Source organism: Streptomyces sp. NBC_01320 (genome assembly GCF_035974375.1).
GTDB lineage: Bacteria > Actinomycetota > Actinomycetes > Streptomycetales > Streptomycetaceae > Streptomyces > Streptomyces yanii.
In genome coordinates this window covers 10,670,703-10,684,924 of record NZ_CP108390.1, presented here as the reverse complement: position 1 = coordinate 10,684,924, position 14,222 = coordinate 10,670,703, and the positions used below count along the sequence as shown (strand labels likewise).

14 protein-coding genes and 4 pseudogenes are annotated in these 14,222 nt (G+C 69.7%); 14 read left to right on the top strand and 4 right to left on the bottom strand.

Annotation, left to right across the window (positions count from 1 at the left end; translation table 11 throughout):
• Positions 1 to 131: 131 nt before the first annotated feature.
• On the bottom strand, positions 132 to 716 hold the full coding sequence (locus OG395_RS48755) for a TetR/AcrR family transcriptional regulator (RefSeq protein ID WP_327248648.1): 585 nt from the start codon (positions 714 to 716) through the stop codon (positions 132 to 134).
• Between the two features lie 123 nt (positions 717 to 839).
• Between OG395_RS48755 and OG395_RS48750 the strand changes: the two genes are divergently transcribed.
• The 8 genes and pseudogenes from OG395_RS48750 to OG395_RS48715 all read left to right on the top strand — a co-directional run bounded on the left by OG395_RS48750 (position 840) and on the right by OG395_RS48715 (position 7,132).
• Positions 840 to 1,658 carry an SDR family NAD(P)-dependent oxidoreductase gene (locus tag OG395_RS48750; protein WP_327248647.1) on the top strand — a complete coding sequence of 273 codons (819 nt, stop codon included), beginning with the start codon at positions 840 to 842 and terminating at the stop codon, positions 1,656 to 1,658.
• Between the two features lie 113 nt (positions 1,659 to 1,771).
• The gene (locus OG395_RS48745; RefSeq protein WP_327248646.1) at positions 1,772 to 2,728 is read left to right on the top strand and encodes an SDR family NAD(P)-dependent oxidoreductase; all 957 of its coding nucleotides are present in this window, start codon (positions 1,772 to 1,774) and stop codon (positions 2,726 to 2,728) included.
• A gap of 149 nt (positions 2,729 to 2,877) precedes the next feature.
• A pseudogene (locus OG395_RS48740) lies at positions 2,878 to 2,979 on the top strand (hypothetical protein); the annotation flags it as partial.
• 124 nt (positions 2,980 to 3,103) lie between these two features.
• On the top strand, positions 3,104 to 3,334 hold the full coding sequence (locus tag OG395_RS48735; RefSeq protein WP_327249781.1) for a hypothetical protein: 231 nt from the start codon (positions 3,104 to 3,106) through the stop codon (positions 3,332 to 3,334).
• A 70-nt stretch (positions 3,335 to 3,404) separates the two neighbouring features.
• Positions 3,405 to 4,484 (top strand): NAD-dependent epimerase/dehydratase family protein, encoded by a 1,080-nt coding sequence (locus tag OG395_RS48730; RefSeq protein WP_327248645.1) that lies wholly within the window; start codon positions 3,405 to 3,407, stop codon positions 4,482 to 4,484.
• A gap of 79 nt (positions 4,485 to 4,563) precedes the next feature.
• Entirely contained in the window at positions 4,564 to 5,043 is a 480-nt protein-coding gene (locus OG395_RS48725) for a MarR family winged helix-turn-helix transcriptional regulator (RefSeq protein ID WP_327248644.1), read from the top strand.
• Positions 5,044 to 5,051: 8 nt separating this feature from the next.
• Positions 5,052 to 6,539 carry an MFS transporter gene (locus OG395_RS48720; RefSeq protein WP_327248643.1) on the top strand — a complete coding sequence of 496 codons (1,488 nt, stop codon included), beginning with the start codon at positions 5,052 to 5,054 and terminating at the stop codon, positions 6,537 to 6,539.
• On the top strand, positions 6,536 to 7,132 hold the full coding sequence (locus tag OG395_RS48715) for a cysteine hydrolase family protein (protein WP_327248642.1): 597 nt from the start codon (positions 6,536 to 6,538) through the stop codon (positions 7,130 to 7,132). The genes OG395_RS48720 and OG395_RS48715 overlap by 4 nt, the downstream gene beginning before the upstream one ends.
• Before the next feature lie 130 nt (positions 7,133 to 7,262).
• Here the strand turns inward: OG395_RS48715 and OG395_RS48710 are convergent, their stop codons facing one another.
• Together OG395_RS48710 and OG395_RS48705 are read right to left on the bottom strand one after the other, a co-directional pair.
• Positions 7,263 to 7,490 carry a hypothetical protein gene (locus OG395_RS48710; RefSeq protein WP_327248641.1) on the bottom strand — a complete coding sequence of 76 codons (228 nt, stop codon included), beginning with the start codon at positions 7,488 to 7,490 and terminating at the stop codon, positions 7,263 to 7,265.
• Positions 7,491 to 7,660: 170 nt separating this feature from the next.
• Positions 7,661 to 7,954, bottom strand: a pseudogene (locus tag OG395_RS48705) (DNA-directed RNA polymerase subunit alpha C-terminal domain-containing protein); the annotation flags it as partial.
• 12 nt (positions 7,955 to 7,966) lie between these two features.
• Here OG395_RS48705 and OG395_RS48700 point away from each other — a divergent pair.
• Positions 7,967 to 8,736 (top strand): annotated as a pseudogene (locus OG395_RS48700) (site-specific integrase); the annotation flags it as partial.
• 43 nt (positions 8,737 to 8,779) lie between these two features.
• Here OG395_RS48700 and OG395_RS48695 read toward each other — a convergent pair.
• Positions 8,780 to 9,715 carry a LysR family transcriptional regulator gene (locus OG395_RS48695; RefSeq protein ID WP_327248640.1) on the bottom strand — a complete coding sequence of 312 codons (936 nt, stop codon included), beginning with the start codon at positions 9,713 to 9,715 and terminating at the stop codon, positions 8,780 to 8,782.
• 140 nt (positions 9,716 to 9,855) lie between these two features.
• Between OG395_RS48695 and OG395_RS48690 the strand changes: the two genes are divergently transcribed.
• The 5 genes and pseudogenes from OG395_RS48690 to OG395_RS48670 all read left to right on the top strand — a co-directional run bounded on the left by OG395_RS48690 (position 9,856) and on the right by OG395_RS48670 (position 14,159).
• Positions 9,856 to 11,100 carry an MFS transporter gene (locus OG395_RS48690; RefSeq protein WP_327248639.1) on the top strand — a complete coding sequence of 415 codons (1,245 nt, stop codon included), beginning with the start codon at positions 9,856 to 9,858 and terminating at the stop codon, positions 11,098 to 11,100.
• A 92-nt stretch (positions 11,101 to 11,192) separates the two neighbouring features.
• Positions 11,193 to 11,792, top strand: coding sequence for a cysteine hydrolase family protein (locus OG395_RS48685; protein ID WP_327248638.1), 600 nt, complete (start codon positions 11,193 to 11,195; stop codon positions 11,790 to 11,792).
• Positions 11,793 to 12,158: 366 nt separating this feature from the next.
• Positions 12,159 to 12,413 (top strand): annotated as a pseudogene (locus tag OG395_RS48680) (hydroxylase); the annotation flags it as partial.
• A 242-nt stretch (positions 12,414 to 12,655) separates the two neighbouring features.
• Positions 12,656 to 13,273: a dihydrofolate reductase family protein gene (locus OG395_RS48675; protein WP_327248637.1), complete on the top strand. Its 618-nt coding sequence runs from the start codon at positions 12,656 to 12,658 to the stop codon at positions 13,271 to 13,273.
• A gap of 4 nt (positions 13,274 to 13,277) precedes the next feature.
• Positions 13,278 to 14,159, top strand: coding sequence for an alpha/beta fold hydrolase (locus tag OG395_RS48670; protein WP_327248636.1), 882 nt, complete (start codon positions 13,278 to 13,280; stop codon positions 14,157 to 14,159).
• The last annotated feature ends 63 nt before the right edge of the window (positions 14,160 to 14,222 follow it).

Below are 14,222 nucleotides of genomic sequence, written 5' to 3'. Positions count from 1 at the left end.
AGGAACTGCTGCTGGACAGAACTCCAGGTCATCAGAGCGAGCATTTGGTCGCATGCTGATGTGATCGCTGCGGCCGACAGCACGATCGGCAGGTCGTCGGCCGGGCGGCGGCAGCAGCACAGTGGAAGTAGTCAGCCGGTGGGACCGGCGGGGCCCGCCTCACGGAGGCAGCGTTCGAGGCGCTGCAGGAAGTCGTCGAAGGACTCGTCCGCAGGCCAGGTCTGGTAGGCGGTGAGGGTGGCGGCAACCGCAAGATTCAGCCGCAAGGTCACGGTCAGCTCGTCGGACTCGCTGTTGCGGCCTGTCACCCAGTCGCGCAGGTCCGTGAAGAACCGCTCTCCGAAGCTCTGGCCCGACTGGGCAAGGGTGGGCGACTGCGCCTTGAGTTCACGTTGCAGCGGCATGCGCTCCCGCAGGCTTTCGCAGAACCCCGTCAGGATCGCGGTGAGCGAGTCCCAGAGCGGCTCGCCGGCGGGCCTCCCGTTCATCAGCGCCTGCCAATCGCGTCGCTCTTCGGGGTCCTGATCGAAGACGACGGCCTCCTTGCTGGCGAAGTAGTTGAAAAAGGTGGCGCGCGAGACGTTCGCTGCTGCTGCGATCTGCTCGACGGTCGTGGCCTCGTAGCTCTCCTCGTCGAAGAGCTGCAGGGCGGCGGACCGGATGGCGCGCCAGGTCGCCAGCTTCTTGCGCTCCCGCAGATTCATGGTTCCTGCCATGAGCGTCATTGTACGACTCCATGAATGGACGAGTTCATATTTGGATGCGTCTAAGATTTTGCTACGGTGGAGGCAGCCGCCGGAGGCAGTTCCGGACGGCCGACCCCAAAGGAGTCTTGAGTCATGAGCAAGGTCTGGTTCATCACCGGCACATCTCGCGGTTTCGGTCGCGCATTCGCCGAGTCCGCGCTGGAGCGCGGTGACAAGGTCGCCGCGACCGCCAGGAACGTGGCCGCACTGGACGATCTGGTCACCAAGTACGGGGACGACGTGGTCCTGCCGCTGTCACTGGACGTCACCGACAAGGCGGCCGTCGCCGCCGCGGTGGCCGCCACGCACGAGAAGTTCGGCCGCCTCGACGTCGTCGTCAACAACGCCGGCTACGGACTTTTCGGCATGATCGAGGAGATCACCGAGCAGCAGCTGCGCGACCAGATGGAGACGAACCTGTTCGGTGCGTTCTGGGTCAGCCAGGCGGTGCTGCCGATCCTGCGCGCGCAGGGCGGTGGCCACATCGTGCAGATCTCGTCCGTCGGCGGCGTCGCCGCGTTCCCGTCGCTGGGCGCGTACCACGCCTCGAAGTGGGCGCTCGAGGGCTTCAGCGAGTCCCTTGCTCTGGAAGTCGCCGGCCAGGGGATCAAGGTCACCATCGTCGAGCCGGGCGGCTTCAGCACCGACTGGGGCGGCTCCTCCGCCGCCCAGGTCGAGCCGAATCCCGCCTACGACCAGGTCCGCGAGGCCATCGCGGCCCGTTTCGGCGACGCCCGCTACGCCGAGCCCGCCGACGGCGCCGCCGCTCTGCTGCAGATCATCGACGCCGAGAACCCGCCGCTGCGGGTGCTGTTCGGCACGGAACCCATCGAGGTCATCGAGCCCCTCTACGCCCAGCGCCTGCAGACCTGGGCCGACTGGGAGCACGTCTCCCGCAGGGCGCAGGGCTGACCGGCCATACGGCACAGGTGCCGTGCCGGATCGCACACCTCCTCGTCGATATCGCTGCCCCGGTTCTCTCAACACATTTCCACCAGACACCTTCCCATCAGGAGATTCATCTCATGTCCGCACCTCAGACACCCCGCACGTTCGGGGCGAGCACCACGGCCGCCGAGGTCATCGACGGCGTCGACCTGCACGGCCGCAGGGCCGTGGTGACCGGAGCCAGTTCCGGGATCGGCGCGGAGACCGTCCGGGCACTCGCCGCGGCGGGCGCAGACGTCACCCTGGCCGTGCGCGACACCGACGCAGGCGCCAAGGTGGCGGCGCGCCTGGGATCGGAACTTCCGTATCGAGCAGGGAAGCTGACTGTCGGGCGGCTCGACCTGGCCGACCGGTCGACGGTCGCGGAGTTCGTGGCCGCCTGGCAGGGCCCGCTGCACATCCTGGTCAACAACGCGGGCGTGATGGCCCCGCCGCAGCTCGTCCGCACGCCGGACGGCCGGGAACTGCAGTTCGCCGTCAACCACCTGGGCCACTTCGCCCTCACCACGGGCCTCCACCCGGCGCTCGCGGCGGCGGGCGGCGCACGGGTCGTCTCGGTGAGCTCCATCGGTCACCTCTTCTCCCCGGTCGTCTTCGACGACCTGGACTACCGCTACCGCCCCTACGACCCCTGGACCTCCTACGGGCAGTCGAAGACCGCCAACGCTCTGTTCGCCGTCGGCGCCGCCGAGCGCTGGGCCGACGACGGCATCACCGCCAACGCACTGATGCCGGGCAACATCGCCGACACCGCCCTGGCCCGGCACATGGACATGCAGCAAGTGGCCGACTTCATCGCCTCGGGTGAACTCGCACTGCCACCGGGCAAGACCGTGGAGCAGGGCGCCGCAACCTCGGTGCTGCTGGCCGCCTCACCGACGGTTCAGGGCGTCACTGGCCGCTACTTCGAGGACTGCAGCCAGTCCGACCAGGTCACCGAGCGAGCCACCGCCGTCACCGGCGTCGCACCGTACGCCCTGAACCGGGAGAACGCGGCACGCCTGTGGGCCGTATCCGAGGATCTCGTCCGCTAGCTATATACGCTCCGCGCATGACCTCGCGACACGAACGGTGGGTCCTGCTGCGCCGCCTGTGACAGCCCCCGCGCCCGCACGGCGCACAGCCGCAAGCGCGGAGGGCCGAGCCGCTCGAACTCTTCTACGACCTAGTCGTCGTCGTACTGGTGGCGCAGGCCGCCCACCAATTCGCCGGGCACCTCACCCGGCACGAACTGGCCGAGTTCGCCGTGGTGTTCGCGCTGGTGTGGATCGCCTGGTTCAACGGCAGCCTCCACCACGAACTGCACGGCCGACGGGACGCACGCAGCCGGGTCATCTTCCTTGTGGACCCCTGCCGCCACGGCCCGGGCGCTCCGCGGCGGCGGGGCTGTCGTGCTCTGAGCAACGGCGGTGCTCGCGACCTCCCTGCGCCTGTGGCGCCGGGATCCCGGGCTCTACCGGCCGCCTGCCCGCACCTGCCTCGCCATGGCCCTCGGGTCCCTGGCCCTGGGCGCCCTACGCCCCGCCCCGCTGATTCTCGGACTCGTACTCGTCGCACTCCTCGGCATCCCATGGCTGTTCGCCGTGATGCGTCGACTGTCCACCGAAGCGGAGCCGGACCCCGAAATCAACCATCTCTGACGCCCGGCGCAGAAGGCCGAACCGACAACCCTTCGCGCGGGCACCACTCCACGCTGAAGGACTGAACAAAATGAGCACAGAAGACTTCACCCTCTCCTTCCCCGAAGACGAGAAGGTCCTGGTCACCGGTGGCAGCGGCTTCGTCGGCAGCCACACGGCCGTCCGCCTGCTGCGCGAGGGCCATCACATCCGTGTGGCGGTCCGCGGGCCCGCACAGAAGGCCCAAGTGCTGGCGGCGCTCCGGCAGGCCGGGGTCGATTCGGCGGACCTGTTGGAGTTCGCCGTCGCGGACCTCAGCGCCGACGACGGCTGGGCCCAGGCCATGGACGGCATCGCGCACGTCCTGCACCACGCGTCTCCCTTCCCGCCCACTCCTCCCGAGACGGAGGACGAGGTCATCCTCCCCGCGCGCGACGGCGCGCTGCGGGTGATCGCCGCCGCCCGCAGCGCCGGTATCCCACGGGTCGTCATGACGTCCTCCTTCGCCGCGGTCGGCTACACCCTGACGCCCGACAACCACTACACAGAGGAGAACTGGACCGACCCGGACACCCCCGGACTGCCTGCCTACCACAAGTCGAAGGTGCTGGCCGAGGCGGCGGCCTGGGACTACGTCCGGACCAACGGCGGCATCGAGCTGGCCGTCGTCAACCCCACCGGCATCTTCGGCCCCCAACTCGTGGACCGGCCCTCCGGCTCAATCGGACTGATCAGGGCCCTGATGGCCGGAGAGATGTCCGTGGTGCCGGTCTGGAACTTCGGCGTCGTCGACGTACGTGACGTCGTGGACCTGCATCTGCGCGCGATGCTGCACCCGCAGGCGGCGGGCGAGCGCTTCCTCGCCAACAGCGGATCGTCGAGCCTGTTCACCATCGCGAACATCCTTCGCGAGCACTTCCCCGCCGCGGCCGACCGGCTGCCCGCCACGGAACTGACCATCGAGCAGGTACGCGAGGCCGCGAAGACCGAGCCGGCCCTGCGGGACGCCGCCGTTCTGGAGGGCAGGATCCCCGACATCAGTAACGAGAAGGCCCGCTCCGTCCTTGGCTGGGTGCCCCTGGACGTCAGCGACACCATCGTGGCAACCGCTGAGAGCCTGATCCAGCTGGGTGCCGTCACCCTGCCGGGGAACGGCAGCCCCACGTCGTAACCTGCATCGGAAAACGGCCCACCATAAAACTCCTCAAGTAACTTGGCCAAGTTACTTGAGGAGTTTTATGGTGGGCCACATGACCACGAACCCCAGGTCGCAGCAGCCCGCCGGATCTGCCGCGACCGCGCACCGTCTCCAGGACGCGATGAAGCGACTGCGCGCGCGCCTTCGCGCCGAGTCGGGACAGCACACCATCGGTCTGACCTCGACGCAGCTCGGCGTCCTGGCGAGCGTCGTACAGGAAGGTCCTGTCACAGCCGCCCGGCTCGCATCGCTGGAGCACGTCAGCGCGCAGGCCATCGCGCAGAGCCTGGCGGTGCTCAAGGCCGCCGGGCTGATCCACGGCGAGCCCGACCCCAAAGACGGCCGCAAGAAGCTGATGAGCGCCGACCCGTCGGCGACCGAACTGATCGACAAGCTCCTGACCGGCCGCGCCTCCTTCCTGGCACGCGCCATCGACCAGGCCATCGCCCCGGACGAGCGCGAGGACGTCGAGAAGGCGATCGAGCTGCTGGAGCGGCTCGCCGACGCAGACCTCGGCGGCGGCGCGATATGAGGACCGCCGTGAGGCAGCGCGGCGCTTCGGCGGGCGAGGCCAAGCGCGACTTTTTCGCGTGGCCGTTCACCACGCCGCTGTACGTGGGATCGGCCCTCAACCCGATCAACAGCTCCATCATCGCGACCGCTATGGTGCCCATCGCCGCCGACCTGAACGTCTCGGTCGGTGCCACCGCCGTCCTCGTCTCCTCCCTCTACCTGGCCAGCGCCGTCGCCCAGCCCACCGCGGGCAAGCTGGCCGAAGTGCTCGGACCGCGGCGGATCTTCCTGTCCGGCATCGTGCTGGTCCTGCTCGGCGGACTGGTCGGCGGCTGCGGCCAGAATCTGGCGATGCTGACCGTCGCCCGGGTCCTGATCGGCGTCGGCACCTCGGCCGCGTTCCCCTGCGCGATGGTGATGATCCGGCGCCGCGCCCAGGACGCCGGCCTGGACACCCCACCGGGCGAGGTGCTGGGCGGCCTTGCCATCGCCGGCATGGCCACTGCGGCCATCGGCCCGCCGATCGGCGGGCTCCTGGTCGGTGCAGCGGGCTGGCGCTGGGCCTTCCTCATCAACATCCCGATCACCGTGATCGCGCTGATGATGGCGGTGCGCTGGCTGCCCAAAGATCCGCCGCTCGACCGCGAGAACAGCGGCTTCCGTACCATCGCCGACCGGATCGACCTGCCCGGCATCCTCGGCTTCGCCACCTCCATGACCGCGCTGGTCGTCTTCCTGATGGGCCTGCCGCACCCCCAGTGGATCGCGCTCGCCGTCTTCGTCCTGGCCGCCGCACCAACCGTCGTATGGGAACTGCGCAACACCGCGCCGTTCTTCGACTTCCGCGGCCTCGCCGCCAACGGCGCTCTCGCCCGCACCTACCTGCGTCAGGCCCTCACCCTGCTCGGCGTCTACTCCGTGATGTACGGCATGACCCAGTGGATGGAGGCCGCACACGGCTTCTCCACCGTGCAGGCGGGACTCCTGCTGCTGCCGATGGGCGCTGTGTCCGCGCTGCTCTCGCGCCCGCTCGCCCGCCGCAACCTGGTCCGCGGTCCCCTGATCGTCGCGGCCCTGACCATGCTGCTCGGCTCGGCCGGCATCATGCTGCTCACCTCGACCAGCCCCGCGATCGCGATCGTGCTGGTGTCCCTGATCTTCGGCGTCACATCGGCCGCCACCACCGTCGGCAACCAGACCGCCCTCTACGTGGCGGCGCCGGCCGACCAGATCGGTACCGCCTCCGGACTGTTCCGGACCTTCGGATACCTCGGAACCATCACCTCGTCCGTCATCGGCAGCATCGTCTTCCGCGACGGCACGAGCGACCAGGGACTGCACACCCTCGGCTTCGTCCTGGTCGCCGCGGGCGTCGCCGTCCTGCTCCTGACCGTCCTCGACCGGCGCCTCATGGGGCGCAGAGCGGACCGGGACTCCGACGCCTCGCCCCACAGCGACACCCCTGAGAACACTGCGAACGCAGAGACACACCCCCACAAGGAGAACCACGCATGACCACCCCTGTCCTTCCCTCGATCGACCCCAAGCGGACCGCCCTGCTGGCCATGGACTTCCAGAACGGGATCGTCGCCTCCGTCGCCGAGCCCGACGCGCTCGTCGAGCGGGTCGGCGGCGCGATCGCCGACGTCCGCGCCACCGGCGGCACCATCGGCTACGTCCGCGTCGCCTTCACCGAGGACGACTGGGCGGCCGTCCCCGCGACCAACAAGACCTTCAGCGGCGTCGCGGCAGCGAAGATGATGCACCACGAGGACGCCACCACCCAGATCGACGAACGGATCGCCCCCGAGGACGGTGACATCGTCGTCCGCAAGATCCGCTTCGGTCCGGGCTCCACCACCGACCTCCACCAGCAGCTGCGCGACCGCGACATCGACACCCTGATCCTCTCCGGCATCAGCACCAGCGGCGTCGTCCTGTCCACCCTCATCGATGCCGCCGACCGCGACTACCGCATCTACGTCCTGACCGACGGCGTTGCCGACCATCACCCGGACGTTCACCGGATCTTGCTCGATCACGTGTTCCCGTCACGGGCCCACCTGATCGACACGGCCCAGCTGGCCGAGCTGCTCAAGGCCGCCTGACCGCCACGGGCCTGACCGCACGCGCCTCGATCAACAGCACTTGAGCCGGGGCAGATGCCCGCCCTCGCCGGCCTGCCAAAGCCGGCGAGGGTGAGTCCGAAAACAGCCGCCGGACCTCACCGAGTGGCACTCATTGCCCGGGTGAACTCGACCAGGCAGGGCGACGGTAAATAGCGCACACGCGGCGAGCAGCCGCACCGCCCAGAAGGCCCTGGTCGCCGTGGGAGACCAGCACCCCCTCCCCCGCTTCGTCGAAGACGACAGCGATCTCGAAGGACCGCAGCGCGATCGGGCGGGAGGAGCGATAGCGCTCCAGTTCCGGGGCTTTGTCTCCCCCTACCTCATCGAGATCGGCCACCGGGCCTGCACGGCGCTGGCCGCCCGCCGGGACGTGGGTTCCCGTAGAGGTCGCCGCACGACAACGGATATGACCGGCAGGGCATCTGAGCTGCCGTAATGTGGCCGTTCGCCTGACTGGTCGTGCGGTCCGGGAGGTGCCCCCCGGCTCCGCGCGACCCGGCGCAGCGTTCAGTACTGTTCGGTCTCGACGAAGCTCGCGTCCGCGTCGCCGAAGGCGGCGGCGATCGGGTCGAATCCGGGCGGGCTGTCCTTGAGGCTCATGCCCATGCCGACCAGTTTCGCCTTGACCTCGTCGATCGACTTCGCACCGAAGTTGCGGATGTCGAGGAGATCGGCCTCGGAGCGCGCCACGAGCTCACCCACCGTGTGGACACCCTCACGCTTGAGGCAGTTGTACGAGCGGACCGTGAGCTCCAGCTCCTCGATCGGCAGCGCCAGATCGGCGGCGAGCGCGGTGTCCGTCGAGGAGGCAGGGGCACCGCGGCGGTCAACACCTGGAACTCCCGTCGGGCGGGGGTGCTGTCCTGGCTCGGCTGGTGCCGTGAGCGCGGCTACGAGGGACCGATGGTTCCAGCCTGGGCGAAGCGGCTGGCGGTGCCGGACTCCGAGACCCCGGCCCGCTCGAAGATGGCGGTCGACCGGCTGATCGCGCGGCGCGAGGTGCACCTGCGGGAGAAGACGCTGTGGCGGATGCTCTACGAGACCGCCGGGCGGTCCGAGGAGATCCTGGGCGTCAACATCGAGGAGCTGGACCTCGCCGGGCGCCGTCGCCTGGTCAAGGCCAAGGGCGCCCGGACCAAGGCCCGCCGCCGGGGCCAGTCACGCGAGGACTACGTGCTGGAGCCCGTGTACTGCGATGCCGGCACCGCCCGGCTGCTGCCCCGGCTGCTCAAGGGCCGCACCTGCGGTCCGGTGTTCGTCACCCATCGCCGCCCGGGGCCGGGCAAGGTCGTCAGCCCCCGCGATGTATGCCCGGACACTGGGCTGGCCCGGTTGTCGTACGGGCAGGCCCGCGCCCTGCTCGACGAGCACACCGCCCTTTGCGGGCCGGGTACGGGCTGGGACCTGCACGAGTACCGCCATTCCGCCCTGACCCGTCTCGGCGAGCAGGGTGCCTCGCTGTTGATGCTGATGGCGAAGTCCCGGCACAAAAACGGGAGAACGTCCGCCGCTACTTCAAGCCGTCCCCGGAGGCGATCGCCGAGCTGACCAGCCTGCTCGCCCCCGGCGACGCCCGCCGTTGACCGCCTGCGCCGGGCGGGGCTGGCCGCACGGGCGGGGAGCCGTTCAGCGAGGAATCACCCAGCCCGGTGCCCAGGTCCCGGCGGCGTCTTGGCCGGCCGTTGTGGCGGCGAGGTGGGCGCGGAGGGTGGCCAGCGCTGGGTGGGGGTTGTCGCGGTGCCAGAGGAGCGAGTGCGGGTAGACGGGCGTCGGGTCGGTCACCGGGATGCGGCGCAGGCCGTGGCCGGCGGGCCAGATGAGGCGCATCTGCTCGCCCATGAAGGTGGCCAGGGCCGGGGTGTCGGAGATGGTGTCGAGGAGCGCGTCGGAGCCGAAGTTGGGGCCGGTCACCTCGATGGTGAGGCCGAACTCGGCCACGAGATCGTCGTAGTAGGCGCCCCACTCGGTACCGGGGGCGATGCCGGGCATCCAGATCCGGTGCCCGGTGAGCTGGGCGACGGTCACCGACCGGGCGCCCGCCAGTGCGTGGTCGGGGCCGGTGAGGAGCTGGAGCGGCTCGTCGAGCACCCGGACGGAGGCGATGTCCTCGGGAAGGGGCCGGCCGGGCGCGGCGACGGCGCGGAAGGACGCGTCGATCGAACCGGAGCGGATGGCGGTGACGGCCGTCTCGATGTCGAACAGCATCATCACGTCGAGGTCGATCTCGGGGTGTGCGCGGTGGAAGCCGCGCATCAGGCTCGACTGCGCGCTGCGCGAGGCGATCACGTCGACGCGCAGCGGACGGCGGTCGGGGCGCACGGACGCGCCCGCACGCTCGGCGACGCGCAGCAGCTCGCGTGCGTGGGGCAGGAACGCCTGCCCGTCGATGGTGAGCTCAGCGCCGCGTGGGGCACGGGTGAACAGTCGCACGCCAAGGGTGCGCTCCAGCGCGGCGATGCGTCTGGAGACGGCCTGCTGGGTGATCGAGAGGTCGACGGCGGCTTTCTGGAACTGGCCCGCTTCCGCGACGGCGACGAAAGTACGTACTGCTTCGAGGTCCACGCCGACCCACCTTAGTGAACAACTGGTGGTTGTGGATTGCTGGCAGGTCAGTTGTTTGACCTGCCGTTGTCCTGCCCGCTTACCTCTCATTGGTCAACGTCAGTTTGTTCGGGTGGGATCTCAAGGGGAGTGCGCTGAGCATGGTGGGCAGGAGACGGTTGGGCCGGCAGTTCGGCTGGCTGTGGGCGTCATATGCGGTGAGCGCATATGGGTCCGGGCTGGGGTTCGGGGCATTGCCGCTGATCGCTGTACTGGTGTTGCATGCCGGCCCTGCTGAGGTGTCCGCGCTGTCCGCGGTGGGGCCTGCGGTGGGCGCGCTGATCGCGGTGCCGCTCGCGCCATGGGTGGAGTTCCGGCGCAAGCGCCCGGTCATGATCATGATGGACCTGGCCCGGTTTGCGGCCATGACGACGGTCCCGGTCGCCTACGCCTTCGGATGGCTCAGTTTCGTCCAACTGCTCGTAGTCTCGGCCGTGGTCGCCGCAGCCAAGATCACCTTCAACGCGGCCAGCGGCGCCTACCTCAAGGCCCTCGTGCGGCCGGACGACCTTCTCGTCGCCAACGCGCGGTTCGAGTCAACGAACTGGAGCTCCATCGCGGTGGGGCCACCGCTCGGCGGGGCGGCGATCGGCCTGTTCGGGCCGGTCACCACCGTGGTGGCCGACGCGCTCAGCTACCTGCTCTCCGCGCTGGGCATCACCGCCATCCGCGGCCACGAACAAGCGCCGCAGGCGACCGACAAGAGCCCGCTCCGGGCGGGCGCACTGCTCGACGGCTGGCGACACATCATGGGCCACCCCGGTCTGCGGCCGCTCTACCTCAACCAAATACTCGTCGCCGGCCTGATCATGGCCACCGAACCGCTGCTGGCCGTGCTCCTCCTCCGCCAGCTCGGATTCCCACCCTGGCAGTACGCCCTCGCCTTCGCCGCCCCCTGCCTCGGCGGACTCATCGGCTCCCGGCTGGCCCGGCGTGTCGTGGCCCTCTACGGCCGGCACTGGGTCTTCCGGACCGTCGGCACCCTGCGCGCCATCTGGCTGATCGGCCTGGCCTTTGTCCGTCCCGGCGTCGTCGGTCTCGTCACCGTGATGGCCGTCGAGCTGGCAATCATCATCAACATGAGCCTGTACAGCCCGGTGCTCGCCACCTACCGGCTCGAACACACCCCCAAACATCTCGTCGCCCGCACCCTGTCGGCCTGGTCGATCGGCCAGCAGGCCTCCATCGCCGTCCTCACCGCACTCGCCGGGCTGCTCGCCGACGTCACCAGCCCACGCACCGCCCTCACGATCGCAGGACTGCTCATCCTGACCACACCACTCCTGCTTCCCCGACAGGACCAGACGTCGCAGCACGAGCCGGAACTGTCCCGCAGCCACTCATGAGGCACCACAACTTGCCACCCGCAGGCCGCAGTCGGTCCGCCGGTGCGCGTCCGCGTCGACCTGGCACACCACCGGTTAAGGAGAACACTCGCGTGAACACTGCCCCCACACTTGACCCCACCCACACCGCGCTTCTCGTCTTGGACTACCAGCCCGCGATCCTGGCCTTTGTGCCCGAAGGCGAGGACCGCAACGCCCTGCTCGGTCGTGTGGAAGGGGCCATCGCCGACGTTCGCGCACATGGCGGCACCATCGCCTACGTACGCGTCGGCTTCACCGAGGCCGACTGGGACGCGATCCCGGCCTCCAACAAGTCCTTCGCCCCGCTGGCCCAACACCGTGTCATGCACCACGAGGACCCCGCCGCTGCCATCCACGAGCGCCTGGCTCCCCAGGACGGCGACATCGTCGTGCGCAAAATCCGCTACGGCGGCATGTCCACCACCGACCTCGACCAGCAGCTACGCGAGCGCGGCATCACCACTCTGGTCGTCTCCGGCATCAGCACCAGCGGCGCCGTCCTGTCCACCGTCATCGACGCGGCCGACCGCGACTACCAGCTCTACATCCTGTCCGACGGCGTCGCCGACCCAGACACCGAAGTCCACAACGTCCTGCTCCACCATGTCTTTCCCTCACGGGCCCACATCATCGACACCACCGAGCTGCACACCCTGCTCCGGGCTGACTGACTCGAACCAGGAGCCGATCCCACCCACGGCCGCCGCACCCACCCGGTGTGGCGGCCGCCCACACCCCCAGTGCCGACCCAGCAGCAGCCCGGAGCCTCACCGCCGCCTACCGCACCCGCCGCCACTCCTAGCCGCCGCGACCTCAGGTTGCGTTACGGCTCCCGGCACCCTACGAGCCGGTGACCAGTGCAAACGTCACCGCCGGGATAGCCCCGGCGGTGAATGGCACCCGCACCGGGTTCACGCCTCTTCGGCCGCGTCCGGGTCGCGCAGCGGACGCAGGCCGCCGGGCAGGTCGGGGAGCTGGAAGGAGTACCTGCCCAGCATGTTGATGTGGTGCCGCACGAACGGAGAGAGGCGGGCCACGCTGCCGCCCGCGGCCGGGAGATCGCCCTGGTGGAGCTGACAGAGGAGCAGGCTGTCGCGCAATGGCGGGCGGCGGGCCACCCGGAGGACGTAATCGGCTTCCTGATCGAGGCGTACAGGAACACCCCGGAGGTGGGCCGTACGGTCATCAACACCGTCGAGAAGGTCACTGGCCACCCTGCCCGCACCTTCGCCCATTGGGCTGCGGAACACGCGGACGCCTTCACGGCAACAGCCCCCGTGGTCACCGCATAGCCCCCGCGTAGTACGTGGGACGGACGCGGAAGGAGCGCTTCACCTGGCCATTCCGAGCACCAAAGTGGCCATACCCTTTGACCTGTGCATATGCGCCTCTGAGGTACTCCGGGGACGACCGTCCGCTGTACGTCCGACGCGCCGCTTCGGGCGTCGTGCTATCGGGTTCGCATCCGGCACACGCTTCATGCGTGAGCGATGAGTAGCGATGAGTTTGGGCGGCGGATCGGGTCTGCCCTGGCATGACTCGAATCATCGCTGACATCTCGGTCTCTCTCGACGGCTTCGTCACCGGGCCCGACCCCGGCCCGGACAACGGTCTGGGCAGCGGCGGTGAGGTCCTGCACACCTGGGCATTTTCCGACGACCCCGACGACCGCCGGGTCCTGCGCGAGGCGACCGCCCGCTCGGGCGCCGTTGTCCTCGGCCGCCGGCTCTTCGACGTGGTCGACAGGCCGTACGGCTGGGACGACAAGTCCGGCTACGGCGCCGGCGAGGTCGGCAAGCCCGCGTTCGTCGTCGTGACGAGTTCGCCGCCGGCGTCGGTGCGGCTCACCGACCTCGACTGGACGTTCGTTACCACCGGTCTGCCTGGCGCCGTCACCGCCGCGCGCAAGCGCGCCGAGGAGGCGTCGTCGGACAGCGGCAAGGACCTCGACGTCGTCCTCATGGGCGGCGGCGCCACAATCGGCTCGGCGCTCGACGCCGGGCTGGTCGACGAGCTGACGCTGCACCTTGCGCCCGTCGTGCTGGGTGCCGGGACGCCACTGTTCACCGGCGCAGCGCCGCACACGCTGGTGCAGCGGAGCGAGACCTCGACATCGACCGCGACGCACCTGACCTACGACGTTCTCCGGTGATCCGATGACCACCGTCAACGCCAACGAGATCGCCTTGGGTATCGAGTCGTTCGGTGACGACGACGCGCCACTCGTCCTGCTCGCGGGCGGGACGACGATGCTCTCCTGGCCCGACGCGCTGTGCGAGCGCCTCGCCGCTGGCGGGCGCCGTGTGGTGCGCTACGACCTGCGCGACAGCGGGGAGTCGACGATGACGGATCCGGAGGCGCCCGCCTACACCCTGCGCGACCTCGCCGCCGACGCGGCGGCCCTTGCCGGCGTGCTCGGCGGGGGGCCCGCGCACCTCGCGGGGATCGGCGTCGGCGGGATGGTCGCCCAGGTGGCCGTGCTCGACCATCCAGGCGCGTTCTCGGCGCTCACCCTGGCCGGCACCCGCGCGGTTGCGCCTGGCCCGCCCGACGATGACCTCCCCGACCATGACCAGGCGACGATGAGCCGGCTGTTCGCGCATCCGCTGCCCGATTGGACCGACCGCGAGGCGGTGGCGGAGTTCGCCGCCGCCGGCGCGGAGATCCTCGGCGGTGGAGGCGAGGACAGCGCCGTGACGGGTGGCAAGGAGGACCCGCAGGGCCTCGCGTTCGCCGCGAAGCCGGGGTTGGATCAGATGCTCGGTTGCCAGCGCCTCCTTCGCGGCCCGGATGGCGTCGAGCATGTCCGTCTTGCGCCCGCCCCCGATTGGGCAACCGCTTGGGCCGGCAGACCTCGACGACGCGCTCGCCTGCTTGGTCAAGGAAGGCTGCGAGGCCCGCGCCGTAGCTGCCGATACCCTCCAGAGCCCAGCAGCGCCGCCCGGGGACGTGCTCGCGGGAGAAGTCCAGGAGGCGGCGGTAGCCGCGGGCGTTGGCGGGTGAATCGGTGCTGGCCAGCACGGCGCCGATGGGACTGACAGCTGCTGCCGCAAGGGTGTCGCGGTGGGTATCGACGCCGGACGGCTCGTTCGATGTCGGAA